This is a genomic window from Paenibacillus sp. FSL L8-0340, assembly GCF_038593145.1.
GTDB lineage: Bacteria > Bacillota > Bacilli > Paenibacillales > Paenibacillaceae > Paenibacillus_AQ.
The window spans coordinates 7,277,946-7,300,651 of sequence record NZ_CP151967.1; the positions used below are offsets into that span (position 1 = coordinate 7,277,946).

At 46.2% G+C, this 22,706-nt stretch carries 21 protein-coding genes; 2 read left to right on the forward strand and 19 right to left on the reverse strand.

Going from position 1 to position 22,706, the window contains the following annotated elements; genetic code table 11:
• Positions 1-43 precede the first annotated feature (43 nt).
• Both NST07_RS33360 and NST07_RS33365 read left to right on the forward strand, forming a co-directional pair.
• Positions 44-421 (forward strand): BlaI/MecI/CopY family transcriptional regulator, encoded by a 378-nt coding sequence (locus tag NST07_RS33360; RefSeq protein ID WP_038598023.1) that lies wholly within the window; start codon positions 44-46, stop codon positions 419-421.
• A complete protein-coding gene (locus tag NST07_RS33365) occupies positions 418-2,661 on the forward strand; it encodes a M56 family metallopeptidase (protein WP_342480840.1) in 2,244 nt (747 codons plus the stop codon). The genes NST07_RS33360 and NST07_RS33365 overlap by 4 nt, the downstream gene beginning before the upstream one ends.
• A 117-nt stretch (positions 2,662-2,778) precedes the next feature.
• Here NST07_RS33365 and NST07_RS33370 read toward each other — a convergent pair whose 3' ends face one another.
• From NST07_RS33370 to NST07_RS33460, 19 genes are all read right to left on the reverse strand, one after another.
• Complete coding sequence (locus tag NST07_RS33370; protein WP_342480841.1) at positions 2,779-4,293, reverse strand: hypothetical protein; 1,515 nt, start codon at positions 4,291-4,293, stop codon at positions 2,779-2,781.
• Positions 4,294-4,708: 415 nt separating this feature from the next.
• Entirely contained in the window at positions 4,709-6,298 is a 1,590-nt protein-coding gene (locus NST07_RS33375; RefSeq protein ID WP_341380199.1) for an ABC transporter substrate-binding protein, read from the reverse strand.
• 54 nt (positions 6,299-6,352) lie between these two features.
• Positions 6,353-7,234, reverse strand: coding sequence for a carbohydrate ABC transporter permease (locus NST07_RS33380; protein ID WP_038598028.1), 882 nt, complete (start codon positions 7,232-7,234; stop codon positions 6,353-6,355).
• Positions 7,235-7,274: 40 nt separating this feature from the next.
• The gene (locus NST07_RS33385) at positions 7,275-8,195 is read right to left on the reverse strand and encodes an ABC transporter permease subunit (protein WP_341097300.1); all 921 of its coding nucleotides are present in this window, start codon (positions 8,193-8,195) and stop codon (positions 7,275-7,277) included.
• Positions 8,196-8,344: 149 nt separating this feature from the next.
• A complete protein-coding gene (locus NST07_RS33390; protein WP_342480842.1) occupies positions 8,345-9,919 on the reverse strand; it encodes a response regulator in 1,575 nt (524 codons plus the stop codon).
• A gap of 13 nt (positions 9,920-9,932) precedes the next feature.
• Positions 9,933-11,666 carry a histidine kinase gene (locus NST07_RS33395; protein WP_342480843.1) on the reverse strand — a complete coding sequence of 578 codons (1,734 nt, stop codon included), beginning with the start codon at positions 11,664-11,666 and terminating at the stop codon, positions 9,933-9,935.
• Positions 11,667-11,914: 248 nt separating this feature from the next.
• Positions 11,915-12,460, reverse strand: coding sequence for a DinB family protein (locus tag NST07_RS33400; RefSeq protein WP_341097823.1), 546 nt, complete (start codon positions 12,458-12,460; stop codon positions 11,915-11,917).
• Positions 12,461-12,525: 65 nt separating this feature from the next.
• Positions 12,526-13,473: a YafY family protein gene (locus NST07_RS33405; RefSeq protein WP_341097304.1), complete on the reverse strand. Its 948-nt coding sequence runs from the start codon at positions 13,471-13,473 to the stop codon at positions 12,526-12,528.
• A 168-nt stretch (positions 13,474-13,641) separates the two neighbouring features.
• Positions 13,642-14,313, reverse strand: a complete 672-nt coding sequence (locus tag NST07_RS33410; RefSeq protein WP_342480844.1) for an MOSC domain-containing protein — start codon at positions 14,311-14,313, stop codon at positions 13,642-13,644.
• A gap of 16 nt (positions 14,314-14,329) precedes the next feature.
• On the reverse strand, positions 14,330-15,568 hold the full coding sequence (locus tag NST07_RS33415) for an MFS transporter (protein WP_342480845.1): 1,239 nt from the start codon (positions 15,566-15,568) through the stop codon (positions 14,330-14,332).
• 23 nt (positions 15,569-15,591) lie between these two features.
• The gene (locus NST07_RS33420; RefSeq protein ID WP_342480846.1) at positions 15,592-15,909 is read right to left on the reverse strand and encodes a YciI family protein; all 318 of its coding nucleotides are present in this window, start codon (positions 15,907-15,909) and stop codon (positions 15,592-15,594) included.
• 20 nt (positions 15,910-15,929) lie between these two features.
• Positions 15,930-16,961: a radical SAM protein gene (locus NST07_RS33425; RefSeq protein WP_342480847.1), complete on the reverse strand. Its 1,032-nt coding sequence runs from the start codon at positions 16,959-16,961 to the stop codon at positions 15,930-15,932.
• A 26-nt stretch (positions 16,962-16,987) separates the two neighbouring features.
• Entirely contained in the window at positions 16,988-18,208 is a 1,221-nt protein-coding gene (locus tag NST07_RS33430) for a pitrilysin family protein (protein ID WP_342480848.1), read from the reverse strand.
• Between the two features lie 9 nt (positions 18,209-18,217).
• Complete coding sequence (locus NST07_RS33435) at positions 18,218-19,477, reverse strand: pitrilysin family protein (protein WP_342480849.1); 1,260 nt, start codon at positions 19,475-19,477, stop codon at positions 18,218-18,220.
• Between the two features lie 53 nt (positions 19,478-19,530).
• A complete protein-coding gene (locus NST07_RS33440) occupies positions 19,531-19,674 on the reverse strand; it encodes a hypothetical protein (RefSeq protein ID WP_156130981.1) in 144 nt (47 codons plus the stop codon).
• Between the two features lie 27 nt (positions 19,675-19,701).
• A complete protein-coding gene (locus tag NST07_RS33445) occupies positions 19,702-19,989 on the reverse strand; it encodes a PqqD family protein (RefSeq protein WP_038598046.1) in 288 nt (95 codons plus the stop codon).
• Between the two features lie 14 nt (positions 19,990-20,003).
• On the reverse strand, positions 20,004-21,038 hold the full coding sequence (locus tag NST07_RS33450) for a radical SAM protein (protein WP_341380214.1): 1,035 nt from the start codon (positions 21,036-21,038) through the stop codon (positions 20,004-20,006).
• A gap of 186 nt (positions 21,039-21,224) precedes the next feature.
• The gene (locus tag NST07_RS33455; protein WP_341380215.1) at positions 21,225-21,887 is read right to left on the reverse strand and encodes a LuxR C-terminal-related transcriptional regulator; all 663 of its coding nucleotides are present in this window, start codon (positions 21,885-21,887) and stop codon (positions 21,225-21,227) included.
• Positions 21,888-22,182: 295 nt separating this feature from the next.
• Positions 22,183-22,665 (reverse strand): GyrI-like domain-containing protein, encoded by a 483-nt coding sequence (locus NST07_RS33460; RefSeq protein ID WP_341097316.1) that lies wholly within the window; start codon positions 22,663-22,665, stop codon positions 22,183-22,185.
• Positions 22,666-22,706 lie beyond the last annotated feature (41 nt).

A 22,706-nucleotide genomic window follows, 5' to 3' on the forward strand; every position in this document is an offset into this window, starting at 1 on the left:
GTTTACAGACGTAAACAAAAATTATTGAAAACAGGTGAAGACAATGCAGGAATCCCCACGCATTACCGAGGCCGAAAGCGAAGTGATGAAGCTCCTCTGGCAAAAAGAGCCTTTGTCCGCTAATGAGATTATTTCCAAGCTGACGCAGCAGATGCAGTGGTCGGATCAGACGATTAAAACCTTTCTGAACCGGCTGCATAAGAAAAAGGCGATTGCATTCGAGAAGTCCGGCCGGAACTATCTCTACTACCCGCTGGTTTCACACGATGAATACTTAAAAACTGAAAATCGTTCTTTCCTGGACAGGGTTTATAAAGGGGCCGTCGGTATGTTATGCGCGAAATTTCTCGAAGAAGAGAACCTCTCTGAGAAAGAAATTGAGGAGCTTCAACAACTTTTGGAGAAAAAGAAGAACTCATGAAGTCTATCGACACCCTGTTCCTCCTCTTCCTGGCCGCGTCCCTGGCTTCAACGGTCATCCTGCTATTGTTGCTCTTGGCCCGGAAGCTGTTCCTCAAGCGCCTTAGCCCTAGAATCCTGCATGCATTGTGGTTTATCGTTTTGATTAAGCTGCTGGTTCCCTTCGCTCCGCAAAGCCCTGTCAGCCTATTCAATCTAATACCGCAAGCGTTGCCTGTTGAATGGAGTCTGAATCAAAAGAATACCCTACCGATGCTTTCCTCCGAATCCGACTCCAGTACGAAGGTGACAGTAACGGATAGTGGAGAAAAAACCTTGCGTCCAGACACTGTCCCGATCCGTTCGGGAGAACAAAGCTCGTCTATTGCACAGCCGCCCCCTCAAGAGAACATCTATGAGAAAGTTTGCGATGGGCTGAGCGGGTTAGCAGTAAGCACGCTAGTTTGGCTTGGAGGACTCCTTTTTTTCGGTTCATACTCCCTGTTCTTCACGCTCAAATTCAGAAGCAGGGCCGGAACCTCCCGCAAGTCAGACAACCCGGAGGTGCTCTCCGTTCTCGCGGCGTGCCTAGAGAAATTAGGCATTCGCCAAACCATTCCCGTCTATGAAACGAGCAGCCTTCGCAGCCCATGTCTCTATGGCTTAATGAAGCCGAGAATTTATTTGCCCGAAGATATCGTCGTAATTGCCGATACAAGGCAGCTCACACATATTCTGCTGCATGAGCTGACCCACTATCAACGCAAAGACTTATGGTTCAATTCCCTGTGGACGTTAGCGGTCTGGCTCCATTGGTACAATCCGCTGGTTCGGCTGGCCATGAAAAAAATGAATGCCGATCGTGAGGTCGCCTGCGACGCAGGCGCGCTCGAGGTGCTGGGTGAAAAGGAAGCTGCGTCGTACGGTATGACACTTCTTATGCTGTCGCGCTTATTTTCCAGAACCTCTGCCCCGCGGGTCAATCTTTCGCATTTCTTTGAGCACCAGAATGAAACGAAACGGAGAGTGACGATGATCGCCAAGTTCAAAAAAGGTTCGTACAAGCTATCCGCCGCCGCTATTCTCTTGGTTCTTGCCTTGAGCATCGTCTTGCTCACCAATGGAGCACAAGATGCAAATGGCACCCAGCCGGATGTGAATACCCATGCAACAGACTCCCAGAAGCAAACTGTTTCTTCATTCAGGATCGTCAGACCGATGGACTCGTTCAAATGGTTTAACCGTCTAGACCGGGCGATCGTTTTTTCCAAATTCGACTTTAAAGTACCTGACTATCTGCCCGAAGGTTACCAGCTTGAGAATGTGGCATTGAATAAGCTATTCTCCAATCCGAACAAAGTTGACCTCATTGATACAGTAACCATTACTTATGTATCCCATTTCGGACAAGAAGACGAGAAGCAGTTCGAGATGCTCGCCTCCAAAGGCAAGGGTAATATGCTGGAGCACAATTTATTGTGGGGTGCTCCATACTCCCAAGAGGACACAACCTCTCCTTCTTACCGGCAGGAGGTGGTTGCGATGGGTAATATCCAAGGCACTCTATTCACGGCAACAGAAGTCAACGGGCGTAAGCCGGGGACGGGCATAAGCTACATCTGGCAAGACAAGGATATAGCATATGCGGTCAATTCCTACAGCCTGTTCACACAAGAGGAGCTATCGAAAGTCGTGCAATCCTTTGTTTCTCCGCAGCAGGTTCAGCATGTCCGCTACGATGGGGAGGGAAATTCTTTTCCTCTATACGACGAAAAAGATTTGCTCGAAGCGAAGAATATTCTCGGCTTTAACGTGAAGTTCCCGTTCGGCTTGCCCGACACCCAGCTTACGCTGGCCGACTCGGTATTGCTGAAAGCCGGAGACCAGAACACAGGGTTCTCGTTCAGCCAGACCTCGGATGCCCTGTGGAATGACTATCGGGCACCTCACGATTCCAAAATCTATGATATGAATGATGTACTTTCGCTTTATCAGAGTAAAGCTCCACTGTTCAATACGTCCAAGCTCTCGTTCATTCGGAATCTGGAGATAAACGGCATCGAAATTTCAGCTTATGCCGATAACGCTCATATATACTCTGGCCCTTTCTATGCTGACAGCGGCTCGGACAAAACAAAGATAAAAACTCAAACTTATTACTTCTGGGAGCAGAACGGTCTGTACTATGCTGCCAACTTCCTGGGTATGGATAAAGACCAGGAACTAAACCTGAAGGCTTTAGTTCTCGCCCCTGTTCAATAGGTCTGAGTAGCTTCTCCTTGTTGTTATATCGGATTGGCGGAAAGCAAGAACATCAGAAAAAGACGACATTCATTCGCAGCTTGGCGAATGAATGTCGTCTTTTAGGAGGTACCACTGTTACTCTATTAGTTCAATATGTGATTTCAAGTCTAGTTGCAACGAATTTACAGAATACCAATTCCTGAATCCAATTCCAATCGCACTTAAATCAGAAAGCATATTTGTTCTGTAAACTTCTACAATGGATGTATCTTGATCAGCAACAGAAAATACATAATCTCCATTATTCTCAAGTCTCACTTGTAATATCTCAACATTCCGAGCTACATTATAACTAAATATCGGATCAATAGATTTGGATAAAACAACTTTTTCATTGTTAAAAATACCCCAAATATATGTCTCACCAAGTTTTGTCCTAAAGATAATACCCGCTTGATATGCAGACACTTTAGGTTCTTGTGCAATAGAAATCTGTACATTATATATAAAATTTTGATTAGGCTTTATATGATACATAAATTTAGGAGAATTATTGTAATCATATTCTTTATCAGTTTGAATACAAAACTTAATCATATCTTCGTCAGACTGTATAATACCTTCTTCATTGTTTTCTGCGTTCCATTTCATTTCAGGCATTTCTTTCTGTTGTATTTCCCGTAATGAATAAAGCATAATTAAAACTTCTTTTAAATAAGTTTTTAAGGAATTCTCTAATATTATTGCTTTTTCTGAGTTCACTTGTACACTAAAGGATCGGTTTTCTGTAATTAAGCTTTTTAAATAAACCGAAATAACTGTTTTCCATTCTTTAATAAGTTGCGCGGATGTCTCCTCTATTTTCTCTATTAAGGTACTATTTATTGAAAAACGCTTAAATTGTATCACTAATTCTGCGTTAAGGACTTCCTTTGATTTAACCATTCCTAATAACTTGGTGCCAATGTATTCAGTAGTTAATCCGCTATTGTTCTCTTGGTGCTGTTCCATGGCTATAATCTCATTATATATCGGTGCATTTAGGATCTCGTTTATGCAGGTAATAAGTAATTCTGATTCTAGTGGTTCTACATGTAAGCTTTCAATTGAGAAAAAGTATTCTGTATTATATGTTTCATGAGAGGATGTCGCCAAACTTTCTAACATTTCCGTAGTGATAACAAATTCATCATACTTATAACCTTCATTTTTCTTTTGTGCACTGTCCATAATATAATAAACCCCTGTTGTGGCATTGTACCCTTTAATTAAAAATAAATGCATCCAATCAGATACATTATAATGATGACTGTAATAGAGCGCTTTCAAGTTGCCGGAGACAAGAACTGGTCTTTGGAGATTTATTTGTTCCCTAATAATCGTATGTATATCTTTGCACAGGGGGAAATAATGTACCTTTAGACCTAAAAGACTCATAACTTTTTCAGTGTTCTTACAAAACTGGCTGAAATCAATTTTTAAATTCGAACTATGGTATAATTCAAAACACTTCTGAAGAATTAGATAATAGTTTGAAAAGTAACTCCTTTTCCCCTCTGCAACAATTAATAACGTTTTTTCTAGACAATTCACCTGATCAAGTAAATAATTATCTTTGTTTGGATGAATAAAAGGTAAAATTAAAGTCATACTCATAATCTCCAATCTGATTAGAATAATGAGTTACACAGATCTTCAACGGTTTTTAAAGATTATAATATCTAAAGCTTCATCATTAAATTCAATAGCAAACTCAATTTCAATTAATACCATTCAATACCTCCTACTCAATTTAGGAAATCGTTTGCACAACTTTACAATAGCATACCATTTATATGACCATATGGGAATATAATACTAGTAAAAAGCTGCTTCGAATGAAGGGATTAAGTGAAAGTGCTATTTTAATGATCAGGCTGCTCAGAGAGATTGGGACCACCTGCCTTTTTATACCGATCAAAAAAGACATTCTCCTCAGAAAAATGAGGAGAATGTCTTTTTGAGATCTTAATGGACTTTTTCAGCGGCCTCCCTTTTGGGTGGAGGTTTTGCTCATTAGAGCTGTTTACTTGTTTGCCAAGAAAGCATCAATTTGAGCTTGCAGTTCAGCTTGGATTTTATCAATGCCAGCCGATTTCAGTTGTTTGTTCAGCTCTGCAAGGCCTTTGTCGATATCATCAATTACGCCGTACTCAAGCGGAACAGCATAGCGGAGCATCACATTGCCTATGTTGGCGATTTGCGTTTTCACTTTGCTGTTGTCGAATACAAACGTTTCAAGCGGATAATGGTAGACTTCTTTTGCTTCCCAGCCATTCACCAGATCGGAAATTTCTTGCGGGAAGGCTTCATTGTCACGGTTGAGCGGTGAGTTGAAGCTCCAGTTCGAGAAGCCGGTAAAGTTCGCATTTTTAGCGGTTGCTTTATATTTGTCGTCGCCCACCGCTTCATAGTGTACACCGCTTACGCCGTACATCATCAGATCATGCAGCTCTTTATCATTTTGCATCAGATCGATTAACATCAGGGAACGTTCCGGATTCTCGGAAGTTGCATGGACCGACGTTCCGTTTTGTGTAGAAATAGCTACAGATTTCTTTTTGCCTTGGTTGATGTCGGCCAGCGCTACTTCATAAGGAGAATTTTCTTGGCGCATTAAAGCCATGAGTGCTCCAAGCGTTCCGTTGTTGTGCGTAATCGATGCCGTTTTGCCTGCTTTGAAATCCGCCTGATGATCGTTTTTGCTGTTCAGAACGTTCTTCGACCATGCATTGTTATCGGCAAGATCCTTGTAATACACGAGCAGATCTTTGAACTCCTGCGTTTCATATACGTTAAAGATTTGCCCTTTTTCATCCGTCAATTTAAAGGCAAACGGAAGGTCCAGATCAAACATATTCCATTCGTTTTGCTGCTTCAGCAAGACACGGTCCAAATTATGAAATTTCCAGTCCCCTGTTTCCGGAGTGAAAGGCGATACGCCCTTCTCCTTTTGAGCTATTGCTTTCAAATAAGTAGCATAGGTTTCCGGGCTGTTGATTTCTGGCAGATTGTGTTTCTTACGCAAATCTTCACGATACAGAATCAGCTTTTCGACGGACTCCCCTCTGTTCTGCGGAACCATGTACAGTTTTCCGTTTACTTTCGCCTGATCCCAGCCCACATCAGACATCGCAGCCATCGTTTGCGGCATATATTTGGTAAGCAGCTCATCGGTCAATTCCAGGAATCCGCCTTTCAGCGCCTGATCATTGTAGCCGGCCCAGTTTGCTGAATAGATGAGGTCAAAATCTTCATCCGCCGCCAGCTTCAGTGGATATTTTTGCGCCCAGTCAGACCAGTCCAGGAACTCGCCTTCGACCGTGGCATTGATTTTTTCTTTCAGCTTTTTATTAATTTCAGCAAAAACGATATCATAGTCTACAGGCTTGGGACCCACAAAAATCATTTTCAGCTTCACTTCTTTGGAGGTATCAATGGCGCCTGAGGTGTCTGAGCCGCCTGTCGTATCGCTGCCTGGCTCTGCTGACTCTGATGCATTGTTAGTAGCCTGAGCAGGTGCATTGGTATTGTTCTTTCCGCCGCCGCATGCACTCAAAATCATTACGAAGGTTAAAACGAGCGCCAACATGATCAATCTATTTTTCTTCAGCATTTCAAACCTTCCCCCTTATGTTTAAATATATTGATTAACCGGGTTTCCCCGGGTTCACCCTTTCACAGCGCCAATCGTCAAGCCTTGGACGAAGTACTTCTGTACGAACGGATAAGCTAGCAGAATTGGCCCGGTCGCTACAACCGTCATCGCCATCTTCAAGCTTTCGGTCGGAATCGAAGTAGTTACGACGGCTCCCGCACCCATCATAGCTTTTCGCATGCCATCCATATTGCCAAGCATTTTATATAAATAATATTGGAGCGGCATCAGGTTTTCATTGGATATAAATAGCAGCGCGTTGTACCAGTCGTTCCAATAGGCAAGTGCAAGGAACAATCCGATTGTAGCAAGCGCAGGTTTAGAGAGTGGCAGGATTAGGCGGGCATAGATCTTGAAGTCGCCTGCGCCGTCAATTTTGGCCGATTCGACAATTGCCTCCGGAATGCTGCCCATAAAAGACTTCATGACAATGATATAAAAGACGTTGAGCATCATTGGAATCACTAAGGCCGCCAGAGTATCCTTCATATCCAGGTAGTTGACCATAAGCAGATACCACGGGACCAGCCCGCCACTAAACAAAGTTGTAAAGAAGAAGAAGAAGGAAAATTTGTTGCGCCACTTGAAATCTTTTCTGGACAGCGCATAAGCGGTCATCGAGGTCAGAAATAAGCCCAGCAGCGTGCCAATTATCGTAACGGCTATTGTCACCAAGTAGGCCTGAATCATTTGCTCGGGATACTTAAACAAAATGCTGTAGGCTTCCGTAGAAAATGCAGTCGGTATAAATTGATAGCCTTCCGTAATGATTTTATTTTCTTCCGTAAAGGATGACGATACGACAAGCACAAAGGGGAAAATACATAATATCGCGAGAAAAATCAGGGATACATAACCAATACCTGAGAATATTTTACGATCGAGCTGCTTCATATCGTTACCTCCATTTTGAAAAACTAAACTCCTAATGCGCTTAGAACAGGGCGCGGTCTTTGTCGTATTTACGGACAGCAAAGTTCACAGTCATGATCGTCACGAATCCAAGAACAGATTGGAAAACGCCAGCCGCAGCCGACATGCCGATGTCATTAGAAGTAATCAGCGATCTGAAAACGAAAGTGTCGATAACATCTGTCGAAGAGAACAACAAACCGTTGTTGCCGATCATGTTATAGAACATCCCGAAGTCACCGCGGAAGATATTCCCGACCGCCAGCAGCACCAGAATAATAATCGTCGGATAAAGATTGGGAATCGTCACTTTCATGATCCGCTGAAAAATATTGGCACCATCAATTTCAGCCGCTTCATACATCTCGGTATCTATGCCCGTAATCGCGGCCAGGTACATCACCGTTCCGTATCCAAGACCTTTCCAGGCAGAAACGAGAACCAGGATATACGGCCAGTAGGAAGGTGTATTGTAAATATCGACAGGCTCCAGTCCTAAGCCTCTAAGCAGCGCATTCACAGTGCCGATATCATAGTTGAGCAGGTTATAGGCAATCGCCCCGACAACGACCCATGAGATAAAGTAAGGAAGAAACAGCGCCGATTGTGTAATTTTCCGGAACCATTTGCCGCCGACCTCAAACAACATGATTGCTGCAAATATTTGCAACGAGTTGTTCACAATAATAAACGCAATGTTGTACAATGCTGTATTTCGCGTGACCCGCCAGGCATCTCCCGATTCAAAGAAAAAGCGGAAGTTGTCAAGTCCGTTCCAGGCACTCCCAAAAATACCGCCAGCGTAGTCATAATGCTTGAAGGCAATAATGATGCCTGCCATCGGGACATAGGCAAACAGAAGAAAAAATGCAACCGCTGGTGCCAGCATCAATAAGAGAACCCTATAGTTTTTTAAATCGCTCCAAAATGTATGCCCTTTCATCTTTGCACCCCTCTCTTCTCTATATCTCTGATTATAATAGGGCGGGTGCAGCGGCATAATTCAGCGAAACAACTAAACCTAATACTAATTCAACGATTCGACAAAAAATAAGCCCTGTCCCGTCCGGAACAAGAGCCTCACGAATAGATTCAAATTTTGTTTTTCTTCCGGTACTCGCCGGGCGACATGCCCATGTACTGCTTGAACTGCCTATTGAAATAAATAATATTTTTATATCCCGCCTGTTCTGCAATTTCATATATTTTCTTCGTCGGATCTTCGAGCAGCTCGCATACCCGCTTCATTCGCAATTCACTCAGGAAATCGCTGAATAGACTATTGGTTTCGACTTTAAACAGATGACCCAGATAGTTGGGCGTAAAATCGAAATGAGCGGCAACCTCGTTCAGCGTTACTTTTTGCTCCAATCTTCCTTTCACATATTCCGTAATTTCATCAATTAGCTTCCGCTTTTGTCTTTGCCGCTTCAAATACAGCAGCTCCGACAGTTCAAAGAACCTTCTTCTCAGCCACGAAAGGATATCATGCACCGTTTCGAACTGAAACAGCACAAAAGGATGATGGGAATCCCAATTCAAAATCTCGTACAAATGCTCATTCATTTGCCGCAGATCGGCATGAAGCTTGGAGGTAATCCGAATAATGATGTCGTAAATGTCGTTTTTCTGGGAGATCGGGCTGTCTCCGGCAAACAGCTGCAGCAAGCAATCGTCAATGGTTGTAAGGTCGTAGTCGAGCATAGCCTTAAGCATCCGGTCAACAATAACCTCTACATCCGCAGCGATCTTTTCCTTTGGATGCCACTCGGAGGCGTCTTGGATGAGCCTGTTCTTCCCGACAATCCATTTGATGCTTAAAGCGGCCTGAGCCTGCCGGTAGGACTTATGCAGCTTGTCGAGTTCGGTTGTGTACATCCCCCGGCCGATGGTAATGGAAAAGGAAAATTCCTGATAGAACGCCCGAATCAGCTCTTCCATCAAAGCTGTGGAATGTTGTTCCTGAACCGCAGCCAATATCACAAAGTGATAGTCATAGGTGGTGATGACCATGCCTAAATTTTGATCGTGAGCGAACTTCCGGATGAAATGATTGGCGCTGCTGCTCCATATACTTCGTTTCTCTTCCGTCCATGACTGGATTTTCCACGCCATGTCGTCGATCTCAACGATGGCGACCGCGGACGCATCCTGTAAATAGGGCTCAAGGAAACTCTGAATATGCGTCTCGACCTGCCCCGGAGTGGACTCGTTAAACCAGCGCAGCAGCAGCTCCTGATTGACAAGCGTCAGCGTCTCCGACAAGGAGATATGCTGCTTCCGGGCTTTCTCAATTTTGGCGCAGAGTCCGCTCAGCATATCGTTTAGCTCATCGTCATCGACGGGCTTAAGCAAATAACCGGATGCGCTCAATTGAATCGCTTCTTTGGCATAGCTGAAATCCTGATGTCCGCTAATAAAAACAATATGGACCTCAGGGTTGATCTCCTTCGCTTTCCGCGCAAATTCCACTCCTGACATAATGGGCATACGGATATCGGAGAGAATGATGTCAACAGGATAATGCTCCATCACTTTGAGAGCGGCAAACCCGCTCGCGGCCGTTCTAACGTTATGCAAAGGCAAATGCTCATTGCCCGCCACACGCCGTCTGAGCCATTCCAAATCGACTACTTCGTCATCCACCAGCAGAACGTTAATCTCCATCACCATGACCCTCCTACTCCCCCATAACTTCCCGGATTTCTGCATTATCGACCGGTAAAATAATTTGAACTGTCGTTCCCGCCCCAAAATGGCTGCCAATCTGAATGCCGAAATCATTACCGTATCTCAGTTTAATTCGTTCTTCCACGTTTCTCAGACCATAGCTGTCAGAATGAAGCGGGTTCGACCGCATTGTTCTAAGGGTATCCGGCCGCATACCGATCCCGTTATCAATGACCTTAAGTTCAATCCGGTCACCAAGCCGCTTTCCGGTAATACGGATCGCAATCGTCTCACCGAACCAGGCGTGCTTGAATATATTCTCGACAAACGGCTGCAAAATCAGCTTAATAATGGGAATCCGTAAAATTTCCGGATCGATATCATAATAAACCTTGAAGGCATCCGCATACTTTACTCTCTGGATTTCAAGATAGGTCCTTACCTGCTCCAACTCTTTTTCCAGAGAGATATACACATGTCCTTCGTTTAAGGTAAGCCGGTAAAATTTGGAAAGTCCTTGTACCATCCCCGTTACCTTCTCAACTTCGCCCAAATTGGCCAGACTGCCAATCGTCGACAGTGTGTTGTACAAGAAATGCGGACTGATTTGGGCTTGCAGCACATCCAGCTCAGCTTGTTTTTTCTGGATGCCCTGCTCGTAGACGTCGCGGATCAGTTCCTGGATGCTCGTGGCCATTTGATTAAAGCTATTGGCAATGTAGACAAATTCATCATTTCCTGAAAAGCCGATTCTTTTGTAAAAATTCCCTTCCTGAAACGACTGGACCAAATATACGATCCGTTTAATTTTTTTGCCGGAGATTCGGGCTACCAGGAAGCCGATAACAGCCATAACCAAAAAGCTGATGGAACAGACGGTGCCAATCACCTTCTGCATTCTGCTCGCGTCTTTGTTCAAATAAGTGTGCGGTACCCTTGCCTCGATGGCATATCCCGGTATCGGAACATCTTCGCTAATAATCAAATAAGAATCTTGCTTCGCATGCTCATCTACAATACCCTGTTCATATATAGTCGATCCTTGCATCCTGTCAATCAAACGAAGGTCAAGCCCCTGTTCAACCGGAAAGGTATCGAAATTGCCAAAAAGCTCGTCAATTCTCGCCGTGACACGAATATAACCGATAACGGCCGGACCATTTGAAGAAACGAGCTTACGGACATACGAAATGTTGCCCAGCTCGCGATCGGTGTCTGCCTGAAGCCACACGCTGTCTTTGCTATCCGTGACGATCGACTGAAACCACTCCGCATTTTCGATCGTCCGGTAAGGAAGAACATAATAATCGCTTCTACCGATCGGCATCGACATATCGTCACCGGTTATTTCAAGCATCGTCTCATTCACGGTATAGAGCGCAAGTCTTAGCTTGTTCCCGTACAATTGCAGAGGGGCCTTCATATAAGGAACGATATCGTCTCTCATCTTAAGCATGTTATCTAAAGGCTCCCCCTTAAACTGAAGAGCATTTTGAAAGTTCGAATTGAGAAACAGCGAATTACTCATTCGTTTGATTTCATCCGTCTGGTATTCGATGTTGTTCCTTGTCTGCTTCAGAGCGGTCCTGATATTCGTTTCCGCCATCTCTGTCCTGGATTGAATAAGCATCGTATATGCGATATAGCCGACCAGCACATCTGTCAGCAATACAAGAATGAGATATGGAATCATCATCTTGTAGGTGAACGGAATATACTTTTTCCTGAACCAGAACCTCTTCATGGGCATGCTCCCTTGTAACCGTGTCAATGATATACCTTTGTTTTTATCCATTCTACAATGAACTGAAAGCGGTTACTAGAGAATGCATTTGGAAATTCGACTTTTAACGACAAAAAAAGCCCGCAGCACTATAATCAGCACCCTCTCCATGGTGTGTTCCTACCATGGCCGGAATGATGATAAAACAGGCTGTGCGAGCTTCAACTCCATACCTTTCTACCTATTCAGAAGAGGCAACGTTAGCTTGTTCATTCATGAGCATGAACCAAACCTTGTTTTAAGCGGTCCAACTGCAGAAGATGATGACGGTAGTGCATTTCAACTAGCAGAAACCATTCCTCTGCGCACAATCCACCGAATCGCGGATGGGGCACTGTATTTTGTTTGGACGCTTCCCCAAGGGTCGGTTCAATCTCCTTCATTCTCTGGATGACCGCGTGCAGCCCTTGAATTAGCTGCTCTTTGCTTTCCGGCTGCTGCGGCGTATATTGAGGGGAAGGCGGAACCTGAACACGAACGGGCGGGAAACTTCCTTGAGCGAATATTGCCTCACCTGCTTCGGTTTTTCCCGCTTGAGATACCAGGGAGTCTTCGCTTGGCACCAGGCATTGATCTACATTGCGAAGCTGCATATACAGCGCTGAGTTAATGAGATGTTGAACCATCTGTCCGATAGACCACTCGTTGTCGCTTGGCTTTTGCTTCAGCTGCTCCATACTGAATGGTTCCAGTTCATGAATATAATGTGCCACAGTTTCCTCAAAACGTTGTAAGGCTTCCTTAGTTGTAACCATCATGTATTAGCTCCTTTAATCATCTTTTGTTCTAAGTATACAAAAACGCTACTGACACCCTTATGTCAGTAGCGTTTCAACATGTTCTCAAGTTCGTCTCTTACCCGATATCGGAAGGATTCCGGCTCCAGTACAACCACTCCCGCTCCCCAGCCGAGCACGGATTGCAGCAATTCCTCCGCCTGCCTAACACGAAAGGTTACCAGCAAGCCTTCCGGTTGATCCTCTATCGTATCTATATAGAAGTTGTTTGACTCCCTTACCTTATCGGCAATGTCAGGCTGGACCCGGATGCGCACACGGATGTTGCGGTCGTCTGGAGGCCGGTATGCCTCCAAATTAAAATCTGCTGGAAGCTTGAATCCAGCTTCCAGTTCAATAAGCTCTGTCATCCGGGACAACCGGAAATGACGGATGTCTTGACGCAATTCACACCATGCGATGAGTACCCATGCCCCATGAAGGAGCACAAGCCCATAAGGAGCAACTGTACGAACGCTTTGGCGGTTTCCATCGGCTTCGGCAATTTTTTTGGAATAGTGGAAGCTTATTTTTCTTTCCTCCAGGATCGCCTGACGAATCGCTTCCAGGTATGCCTTCTCTTGTATTCGTGATACATCCTCAGCAGACGTACGCAACCGAATGCTCTTACGTATCCGGGCAGCCTCACTGCGGACCGGTTCCGGGAGGATCGCCTCAATCTTTCCTCTGGAAGTACGGGACTTACGGCCATAGTGGACATCAAACCACTGCTCGATAAAATCCGTTCCGATAAGTAACGTCACAGCTTCTTCTACCGTAAAGCTGACTGGCGGCAGGAAATACCCCTCCATTAAGGAGTATCCCTGTCCTGGCGCCCCTATCACGGATACACCTGCTTCACTTAAAGCCTGAATATCCCTATAAATGGTTCTCACGCTTGTTTCAAAGGTAGCGGCCAAATCCTCGGCCCGCAGCACCTTATTACGCTGCAGCTCAAGCACTATGGCTAACAAACGATCCGTTTTGTTCATGCGGCTGCACCCTTTCCCGGCTGTTTACCGTTACTTACAATACGGATCACTATATCATCTATAGAGCAAAATTTACAGGAAACCCAAAGCATATTTACTTTGAATCATAAACTCAGGGGGGGTGAAATGGAATTCCCGTCTCTTGTGCGATCGAAGCAGCTTCTCCATTTACATCCCTTGCAGCCTGTTCGTAGAATCCTCATAATGCCCTGCCAGCCTTAGCTTGAAAGTGGTCCTAACGCTTGGCGACAAGGCCTCCACCTGTAAAATGGCCGTGAGCAGCTCTTTATTCCGTATATCCTTATACATAACATCATTGACCCTTGCAATGGAAATTTGAGAGGGATGAGTTTTGGAGCAAAAGAAAGGGCTATCCATGCTAACCCACCCTTCCTTCAGAACACGCATGAGAAAACCGGTTCTCCCCAGATTTTGAAAAAGAAGCGGCAGCTGAGGGTTGCCAAACTTTTTAGCCAGCTTATGACATGGGGGGCGGGGCTGGGTAATCTCAAGCAACGCCTCCCCCCACATAAAAATATCGCCGATATGTACTTCCGGTTCCCTCATACCCTGTACTGTTAGATTTTCTCCGAAGGAACCAAAGGGAAGCTCCCTGCATAGCTCCTGTTCCCAGTCATCGTAATATTCTTCAGGATAAGCGCAAACCGCTTTGTCTAGTCCACCATGTCTGATTTTGTTCGCCTGTTCATCTCCTTGCAGACCTAGAGCGGATAAGAACACCCGGTCTTTTGTTGGCTCCTTCGTGATCGCAGACAATACTCGTTTGCCTTCACATTCAATCCATCCGGTTTTTCCAATGTTCACAGAACAGATTTGCATTCTGATTCCACTCTCCTTAAACCGCTGTATCCGTCTGCAGCTCGTTTTGCACTAGAGCGACTTTCTGATTCTGTGCATTACGGATTAGTTGATAGATGGCCACTCCACAGAGAACCAGCAGACCAGCCACAAGCGAAAACATCAGACCCCCGCCAAAATGCTCAAAGATCAGTCCGAAGCAAATGGGGCCGAGGATTTTGGGAATTTGCATATATAAGCCAAAGATAGAGTTATATCTTCCTCTCATGCCTGCAGGTGCAGCAATGGAAACATATTTTTGCAAATGGATGATGCCTATAATTTCGCCTACGGTAAAAATCAGCTCCGTGACCACTAATACGAGGAAAGATGCAGCAAATCCATAACCCAGACTTACGATGGCAAACAGCACATAACTTATCAATATCATGGACTGCGGTGATTTGTTTTCCGTCTTCTTTGGCAGCCAGACCATGAGCAGAATCACAACAATAGAGTTAATTGTCATAAGTCCGGCAAAGATGGAGGAGGCATTAGAAAAGTTAGTTTTCAGATGCAGCGGAAGAGTAGTTTCCACCTGTGAGTACAATAATCCCACAGGAAGCGCGAACAAGGTCAACAGGTACAGCAATCTATGTTCCCGGTATGGAAGTCTGGTCGAATGGGCCGCAGGCTTATCAGGCTGCAGGATCTCTTCCGGTCGTGTTTCCGGCACCTTCCACCAAATAAGCAAAGCGAACAAAACAAAAGAAGCCGAACAAATCACAAAGATAACACTCTGGTTCAATAGATACACGGCCAAGCCCAGCAAGGGCCCCAGCGCACCGCCAACATTGACTGCACCATGAATAAGGGCAAAGGCTTCCGCACGTTTCTCCTCGGGAACAATGTCAGAAATCTGGGCATTGGCTGCCGGCAGAAACATCGGCATCCCCATGCCCCCAAGTACAGAAATCAGAATCAGCATCCACAGGGTATCGGCAAATATAAAACCAAGCATGGACAAAGCCTGAATAACCAAGGATACAAGCATAACCGGCTTGCGCCCGTAACGGTCAGCCAGCCCCCCGCCCCAGAAGCTGAGCATAATTCCCGCCAGCGGTTGAAGACCTACAACCAGCAGAGGCATCAGCACAGTTCCACCAAGCTTATCCGAAATATAAAAAATGAGAAAAGGCCGGATCATAAATGTAGTTAATGCACATAATCCGGTTCCAAACACCCGAATCCATAGTACGGGGTCATGTCGTCTAAAATAAGAAAACGTAAGCCGCATGAAAGAATCAACCTCTCTTCATTCTATTCAATAATGCCCATATGTCCGTTACTCTCAAGCGACAACTCCCAGGTGCGCAATTCATAATTCTCTTTGCCCGAAAGGACATAAGGATCACGCTCTGCTATCTGCACGGCCTCTTCTCTGGACGCAGCGCGGATAATGACCATACCGCCGGCATAATCCGTAAACGGCCCGCACAATACCAGCTTCCCCTCCCGGTCAAGCTCACGTAAATGGTTCACATGGGCGCGAATGAGTTCAAGACTCATTTTTTCATTCGTTGCATGGCTGAGCAAAATAACATAACGAATATCTTCATCTCTGGTAACATAGCTCATTTGTACATTCCCCTTTTTTATTAGACTGTGATCCGGTCTGCAGACTCCGGTGCGGAATGCAGCCAGCAGTGTGTATCATCAGCTAAATAGTCGTGATACAGGCCATAAGCAACCCCGCGGCAGCCCCCGCATTTTTCCCGAATTCCGCATTGCCCGCAGTTTCCGCCCAGGTTGCTCCGGTCACGCAATTGCTGGATAACAGGCGCGCTGTCCCAAATCTCTTTTAAGGGGCGCTCATGGACATTGCCTAAATGTATCGGAAGCATAACACAGGGAGTGACCCAGCCATCTGCAGAAATATACCCTTGCGCCATACCGGCTTGGCAGCCTCTGAAGCCCTCCTGGCAGGCTAAAGTGGGATCAACCAAAGCCATTTGCGCCAAGTGGCTGCTGAACTTCATACGCCCTTTAAGCTGCTCCCTCTTGTTCACCCACAGCATCGCCAAAGATCTCCATTGCCCGGGAAGCAAGTCCATGCTTTGACTTCCCCGGCCTACAGGCACGAACTGGGACAGATTGAATAGATGGACTCCTTTGGATAAGGCATATTCAATGACCTGCTCGGTATGATGCACATTTTCCTTGTGAGGAGTAAAGCAGATATGTGTCTGGAGTCCTGACTCCAGAGAAGCATCAATAGCACGTTCTACACGATTAAACAGCCCCTTCAGCCCTCTCACTTCATCATGTGTCTGGCCTATGCCATCGAGGCTGATCTGGATGCGCTGAAGTCCTAATGCTCTCAGTTCCTTCGCTCTTTTCAGATTCAGACCCCAGCCGTTGGTTCCCAGACCCACCTGCATATGATGATGAACGGCATGTTCGATGATCTGTTCGATATCTGCCCGAAGCAGCGGCTCCCCGCCGGATAAGGCCAAATCAATACAACCCATATCCGCCAGCTCGTCAATTAACTGCAATGCCCGCGCCTGATCCAGTTCTCCCGGAAGACAGGTTCCAGAGCTTGACGAGCAATGTATGCAGTGGGCATTACACAAATTAGTAACCGACCAGACCATATGTACAGGATAGCGGAACCATTCCTCCACCATGTTTAGACCAGCTCCGTTTCTTGTGATTATCCGTATATTTCAAAGCACTCCTGGTTGTTAAAATACTGCGCAATTATATTTTGAAGGTCACCTATACTGATCTGATCAATGAATGTCAGAAGTTCGTCCAGAGGAATCATACGTCTATGCCGCATCCAGGCCTGGGCAATTGAGACCGAACGGCTGTGGGATACGGAAGCATCCAGGGCCATTTGTGTTTTTACCTTTTGCTTGGCACGGTTGTATTCGCGTGGTGTGATCCTTCCAGCCCCCATCTGGCGCAGCTCGCCCAGCATCTTTTCTCGAACCCCCTCCAGTTGAGCTGCACTTGCCAAACCATAGATTTTGAACAGTCCTTTGCCGCCCAATACGGAGTATACACAGGTGATCTGCTGGGCGAATCCAGGGGCAACGATCACATTATAAAGCCTTGAGCCGATGTAATTATCGTCGCCCAGCAAGGTGCATAGCAAATGGACTGCGTAATGTTCTTTATCTTCAAGCGGCGGGAGACTCCAGGCCCATACTGAGTAACATAGATCTGCACGCTTTTGCGAAAGGTTAACCACCGCAGGTTGTGCCATTAGAGGCTGTTCAAGCCCGACCGGAAGCATAGGCTCCTCCCAATCCTGTAAAGCCTGCAGGCAGGGCTCCAGTCCGCTGCATTTCTCAAGGCTGCCGGAAATCACCAGCAGAATATTGGAGGGAATATAATGCCGCCGGTGAAATTGTCTAAGCTCCAGAGCGCTCAGCTTTAGAATATCTTCATCGAGACCAATCAGCAGCTTGCCGAGACGTCCCGGATACACGTATTGATGGAGCGCATGAGTGAGTCTGCTTCGCGGTTCCTCTAATTGTCTTGATAATTCTTTGCGGATAATATTCTGTTCCAGACCAAAATCTGCTTCCCGCAATAGAGGCTGACGAATCATATCCATTAATGGAAAAAAGATTCCGGGCAATTCTTCAGGGATGGAACGGCTGTAGAAGCAAGTATATTCCCAGGTGGTAAAAGCATTCATAGTCCCTGTCATTTGAGTGAATTCGGGACTCATGGCTCCCTTCGGATAAAGCAGCGATCCCCGAAAAAGCAGATGCTCCAGCGCGTGTGCTATACCTGTCTGTTTCGGGGACTCATGTCTTGCCCCGCTCAGTACAAAAAATCCGGCCGTCACACTTGCCATTGAAGGCATATCCTCCGTGATTACGTTCAAACCATTTGGATACTTCCACTGCGAGTAGGCCATAACGTCCTCCTAATGAATCAATACTAGCGCTGAAGCGGATACCGGACCCAACGTCACCACACCCATTTCTGCAGTCGGGGCGGCGTTCTGTAAAGCGGACTGAATCGCCTCCGGAGTAACCGAACTTATGGCTTCTTTCATGGCCGTTAACGTCCCGGGGTATCCCGGATACCATGAGGCGGTCAACAGCGTGTTCATTCTGGAAGCTGTACTCTCTGACCTTAGGACCATCTGGTTTAAAAGCTGGTTTTGGGCGGCCTTGACCTCCTCTCTGCTCATTCCGTTATTCCTGATTTTCTCCATTTCTTGAACGATGGCAGATGCCGCCCAGGATACGGAATTCGGTCCGGTGGCCAGATAAAAGGTCATGAGTCCCGTGTCCCTGAAGGACATCAAGCTGCTCCGTACTTGATAGGCCAACCCTTTTCTCTGCCGGATACTTTCAAAAAGTCTGGAACCGTCTCCTCCACCCAGCGCCTGTGACAACACAGCAAATGCGAAAAAATCAGGATGTCTGCAGGATACACAGGGCAACGCTGCTGCCAGATGAACGAGTCTGCCTTCCTGTTCGATGGAATACGTACAGGATTGCCAATAAGGGGATTCTTCCCGAGGAACGATCAGTGAATCCTGTACAGCGCCGGCTTCACCGATTTCATCCAGCAGCTTCTCCAGTCGTTCCTTTGAAATGCCTCCAACCACAGCAACCACACAATTATTTGGAACATAAAGACGTTCATAGACGCTCTTCACCTTGGGGAAATCCAGCCTCGCTATATCTTCAACCCGGCCTACAGCTGACCGTCCGATCGTTTTACCCCCGGACATTTTCTCACGCAATACATCCATTACGTACGCATTTGGTTCCTTCCGGCGTTTACTGGAAAGAACTGCTGCATACTCCTTGCTGGCCGCAAAGGTCTCAGGGCACAAATCAAACTCCAGAATATCATGCAAAAACAGTTTGAAGACCGGCTCAAATTGATCACAAAGCACTGTAGTCCAGTGGCGTGTCCATTCTATATTGGATGAGGTTTTCAAATTAGCTCCGAAATCCGCCAAAATATCATTGAGATCCTCTTCCTTCTGTTCTCTTCGCCATATCCAATGTTCGAGAATCCGCGAACTGCCTATTTCATCTTCCGCTTCCAGCCTTGCACCCGCACCCGATAGCAGGCCCAGCGATACCGTGTTCATACCGGCTAACGGAAGATGAATAATTCCCAATCCACTGCTTAACCTCCGGAAGGTTGTTCTGCTCCGACCCATTGGCTGCCTCCTTGTAAAAAGAACCTCCGGCAGCGCCCGAGGCTCCTTGCTTGCTAAATTACTCTCCAGGCAATAACAGATAATTCCCCTAAATCTACAATATCCAGTTCTTGAATGGCTGCCAGCAAATCAGCGTCTTCCATTTCCGCCATATTGTCACGGGCGATGTCCCACAGCAGTTCTCTGGTTGCTTCCATTTCCTCACCTCCTCTCTATAGGGCTGGTCAGGCTGCCTGGAGCAAGCCTCGTTTCAATAGCTTCTGAAGTAATCCGTTCACTTCCCCGCGTCCCTGGTCACACTGGAAGGCTGGAATGGATTCCTCAACAAGCCCCGTAATCTCGGCAACCCGGGCGGGCTGCTCACATAGCTTCAATATGGTATAGGCCAGACGTGATAACACATGAAGCTCGTCCGTAGCCGGGTTGTACACCACGTACTTGCTATTTTCCTCTTTGCGGGTAACAATATTGGATGCGAGTGTTAGTACCGTATCCGAAGTTAAATTTGGCATCTTATCCTCTCCTTCTACACTTGAACTGCTTCAGGAACCACCCAGCAATAAGGATCGCCCATTGAAGCATCGTTATGATAGGCTAATGCCGCAGAGCGGCATCCTCCGCAGATGAACTTATGCTCACAAGTGCCACAATTTCCTTCGTTTCTTGTCGTCCTGTCCCGAATATTCGCTAGGACCGGCGAGTAGCTCCAGATGTCCTGAAAGCTCTGCTCACGCAAATTGCCTGCTGTGAGCGGTAAAGTCACACAAGGGGTGACATCACCGTTAACCGTGATACGGGCGGTAACATAACCTGCACCACAGCCTATATATTGTGCTGCCTGCTCTGGCGGCAGCATCAGTGCAACACGGCAGTCATGCCAGTATATCTTCAGCTTTCCGGCGTACTCCTGCTGCATAGAGATCCACTCCACAATCACATCGCGAAGCTCATTTGGCGTAAGCGCCAATGCCTGATCTCCCCGTCCTGTGGGAATGAACTCAGATAAATTCACTCCATTTGCACCGAGCCGGGCGGCCAATTCTACGACCCTACGGCCATCCCTGAAATTAAGCCGGGTCGGCGTATACCCAACAGTTACATTAATCCCATGCTTCACTAATGTTTCTATAGCGCTAACAGCTTTGTCATACAGTCCTTTGACACCGCGCACCTGCTCATGTACTTCTGCGGTTGCTCCATCAATACTGACACAAATTCCAGACACCCCTGCCTCGATGATCCGGCGGCACATCTCATCATCAATCACAGCTCCATTGGTGCCGATCGAAACCATCATCCCCTTCGACGAAGCACGGGAGGCTATGTCCATCCAATCGGGCCTGAGCAGAGCTTCTCCCCCGGAGAGTCCAAGCAGGAGAACACCGGCCTCAGCTAATTGATCGACTACAGAAAGCGCCTCTTCTGCGTCTAATTCGTCGGGATGCCTGCGGCCTGCGCCTGAATAGCAATGTACACAACTGGCGTTGCACAAAAGTGTAATCTCCCAGACCAGGTAGAACGGAGCTTTGAACTGATCCTGTATTGCTGCAATATTACTCATATTTCCCTCCCTCACCGGGACCGTTTGCTCCCGGCTTTCAATATGTGCTACTAAATTAACATATATTAGAAGCGGGAGGATCGTACATTTGAGGTATTTTTATAATATAATTTGGATATTAAGCCGCAAAAAGGATCACCTCCTCAGTCAACCGGGAGATGATCCTTTTCTATTACTCACTAATTATTATTTAAGCAGCTCGGCAAAAAAGAGAGAAACGGCTTCCTTTTGGTTGTGTACCCCAAGCTTGCTCAAAAGATTACGGATATGGGTTCGTACCGTTGTATAAGAAATGTGTAGCTCTATAGCAATCTGCTGAGTTGTATGGCCTCTGGATAATAGGCCCAGCACTTTATTTTCTTGAGAAGTTAGCTTTTCCATGAGGGAAAAGATCGCGGCCTGTTCGAGGGTCACCCAGATTAACCGTTTATCGTAGCTGCTGGCCCGTATATTCTTCAGGAAAGGAACCCGGACCGAACCACGTTGAACAAATACCCTGCGTGATCCGTTGCAATTGTTCATATGTTGCGTAGCACTTAGAACCTGGCAGGTTTTACAGAGGCTGTTCCCGGTAGAATCACTGAAGAGATCAAGGGAACGGCAGGCCTTGCCGACCGCTTCTGTGGCCGAAATACCAAGCAGCGCACCAAGCTCCGCACTCCATTGTAAGACTTTCCCCGTCTCATCGATGATAAAATAGCAGTCAGAAGTGCGCCTGATCCAACTCATATCCTCTACATTGGTTACGAAAGGCGCTTTGAGCTCTCCCATCTCTTTACCCCCATTTTCCAAACAGTGATTAGTGAAGTTTGTCTGGATGCAGGTTCCAAAAAGAAAAAATAATTGCATTATTTTCTATTTATTTGATTATAGCATTGCTTTCGAGACTGTCAATTCTTCATCTACAAAGATATCTCCAAATGACCGAAGCGGAGGAAATACCCCCACTTGGGATTCCCCTGCGTGAAGCTAAGCTGTTCTAAAAGATCTCTAATCTGTACCTCCCGGCACTATCGCTCCTACAGTTCCAAATTTCCCCTCCGTTACTTTTTCCCTTTTGTGTAGTTATTAAATTCATTCTATATAAGGATACAAAAACGCTACTGACAGCCTTATGTCAGTAGCGTTTTAACATGCTCTCCAGCTATTTAATGGCTATATAAATCTGCACTTCAGTGTTTGCTGGATCCGAATTCCTGGAATCATAAAGCTCAAAATCGCCCGTATAGGTTCTCACTTCCGGCGATTGCTTGAAATAGGCCCATATCTCCCGCCACGCCTCAGGCACCACTTCATACATAGGTCCCTTCTTTGACGTGAATACGATGTACTTACTTTCGGGTATTTCCACAACCGCATGATTATCATCATCCTGGACGAATTCATTGTCTGTTTCATGTCCAATTACAACGGTATAAGCTCCGTTCACGTCGCTTTCATAATCCGTATACAACGAGTATAGGAATTGAGGATTTCTGATCCCCTCCGCAGAAACAAGATTACTCTGAAAGTAGGTGTCCCAAAGCTGTGGCAATCGTCCGTCCGGTCCCGTTTCTTCAGCGTTTGTTGTACGTACAGCCACTCCAGTAAGGATCAGCTTGGGCTTGTGGGTCGTATAAGTGTTCATGGTTGAATCCTCTCCTTTCTCCAAAGTATACATGGAGAAAC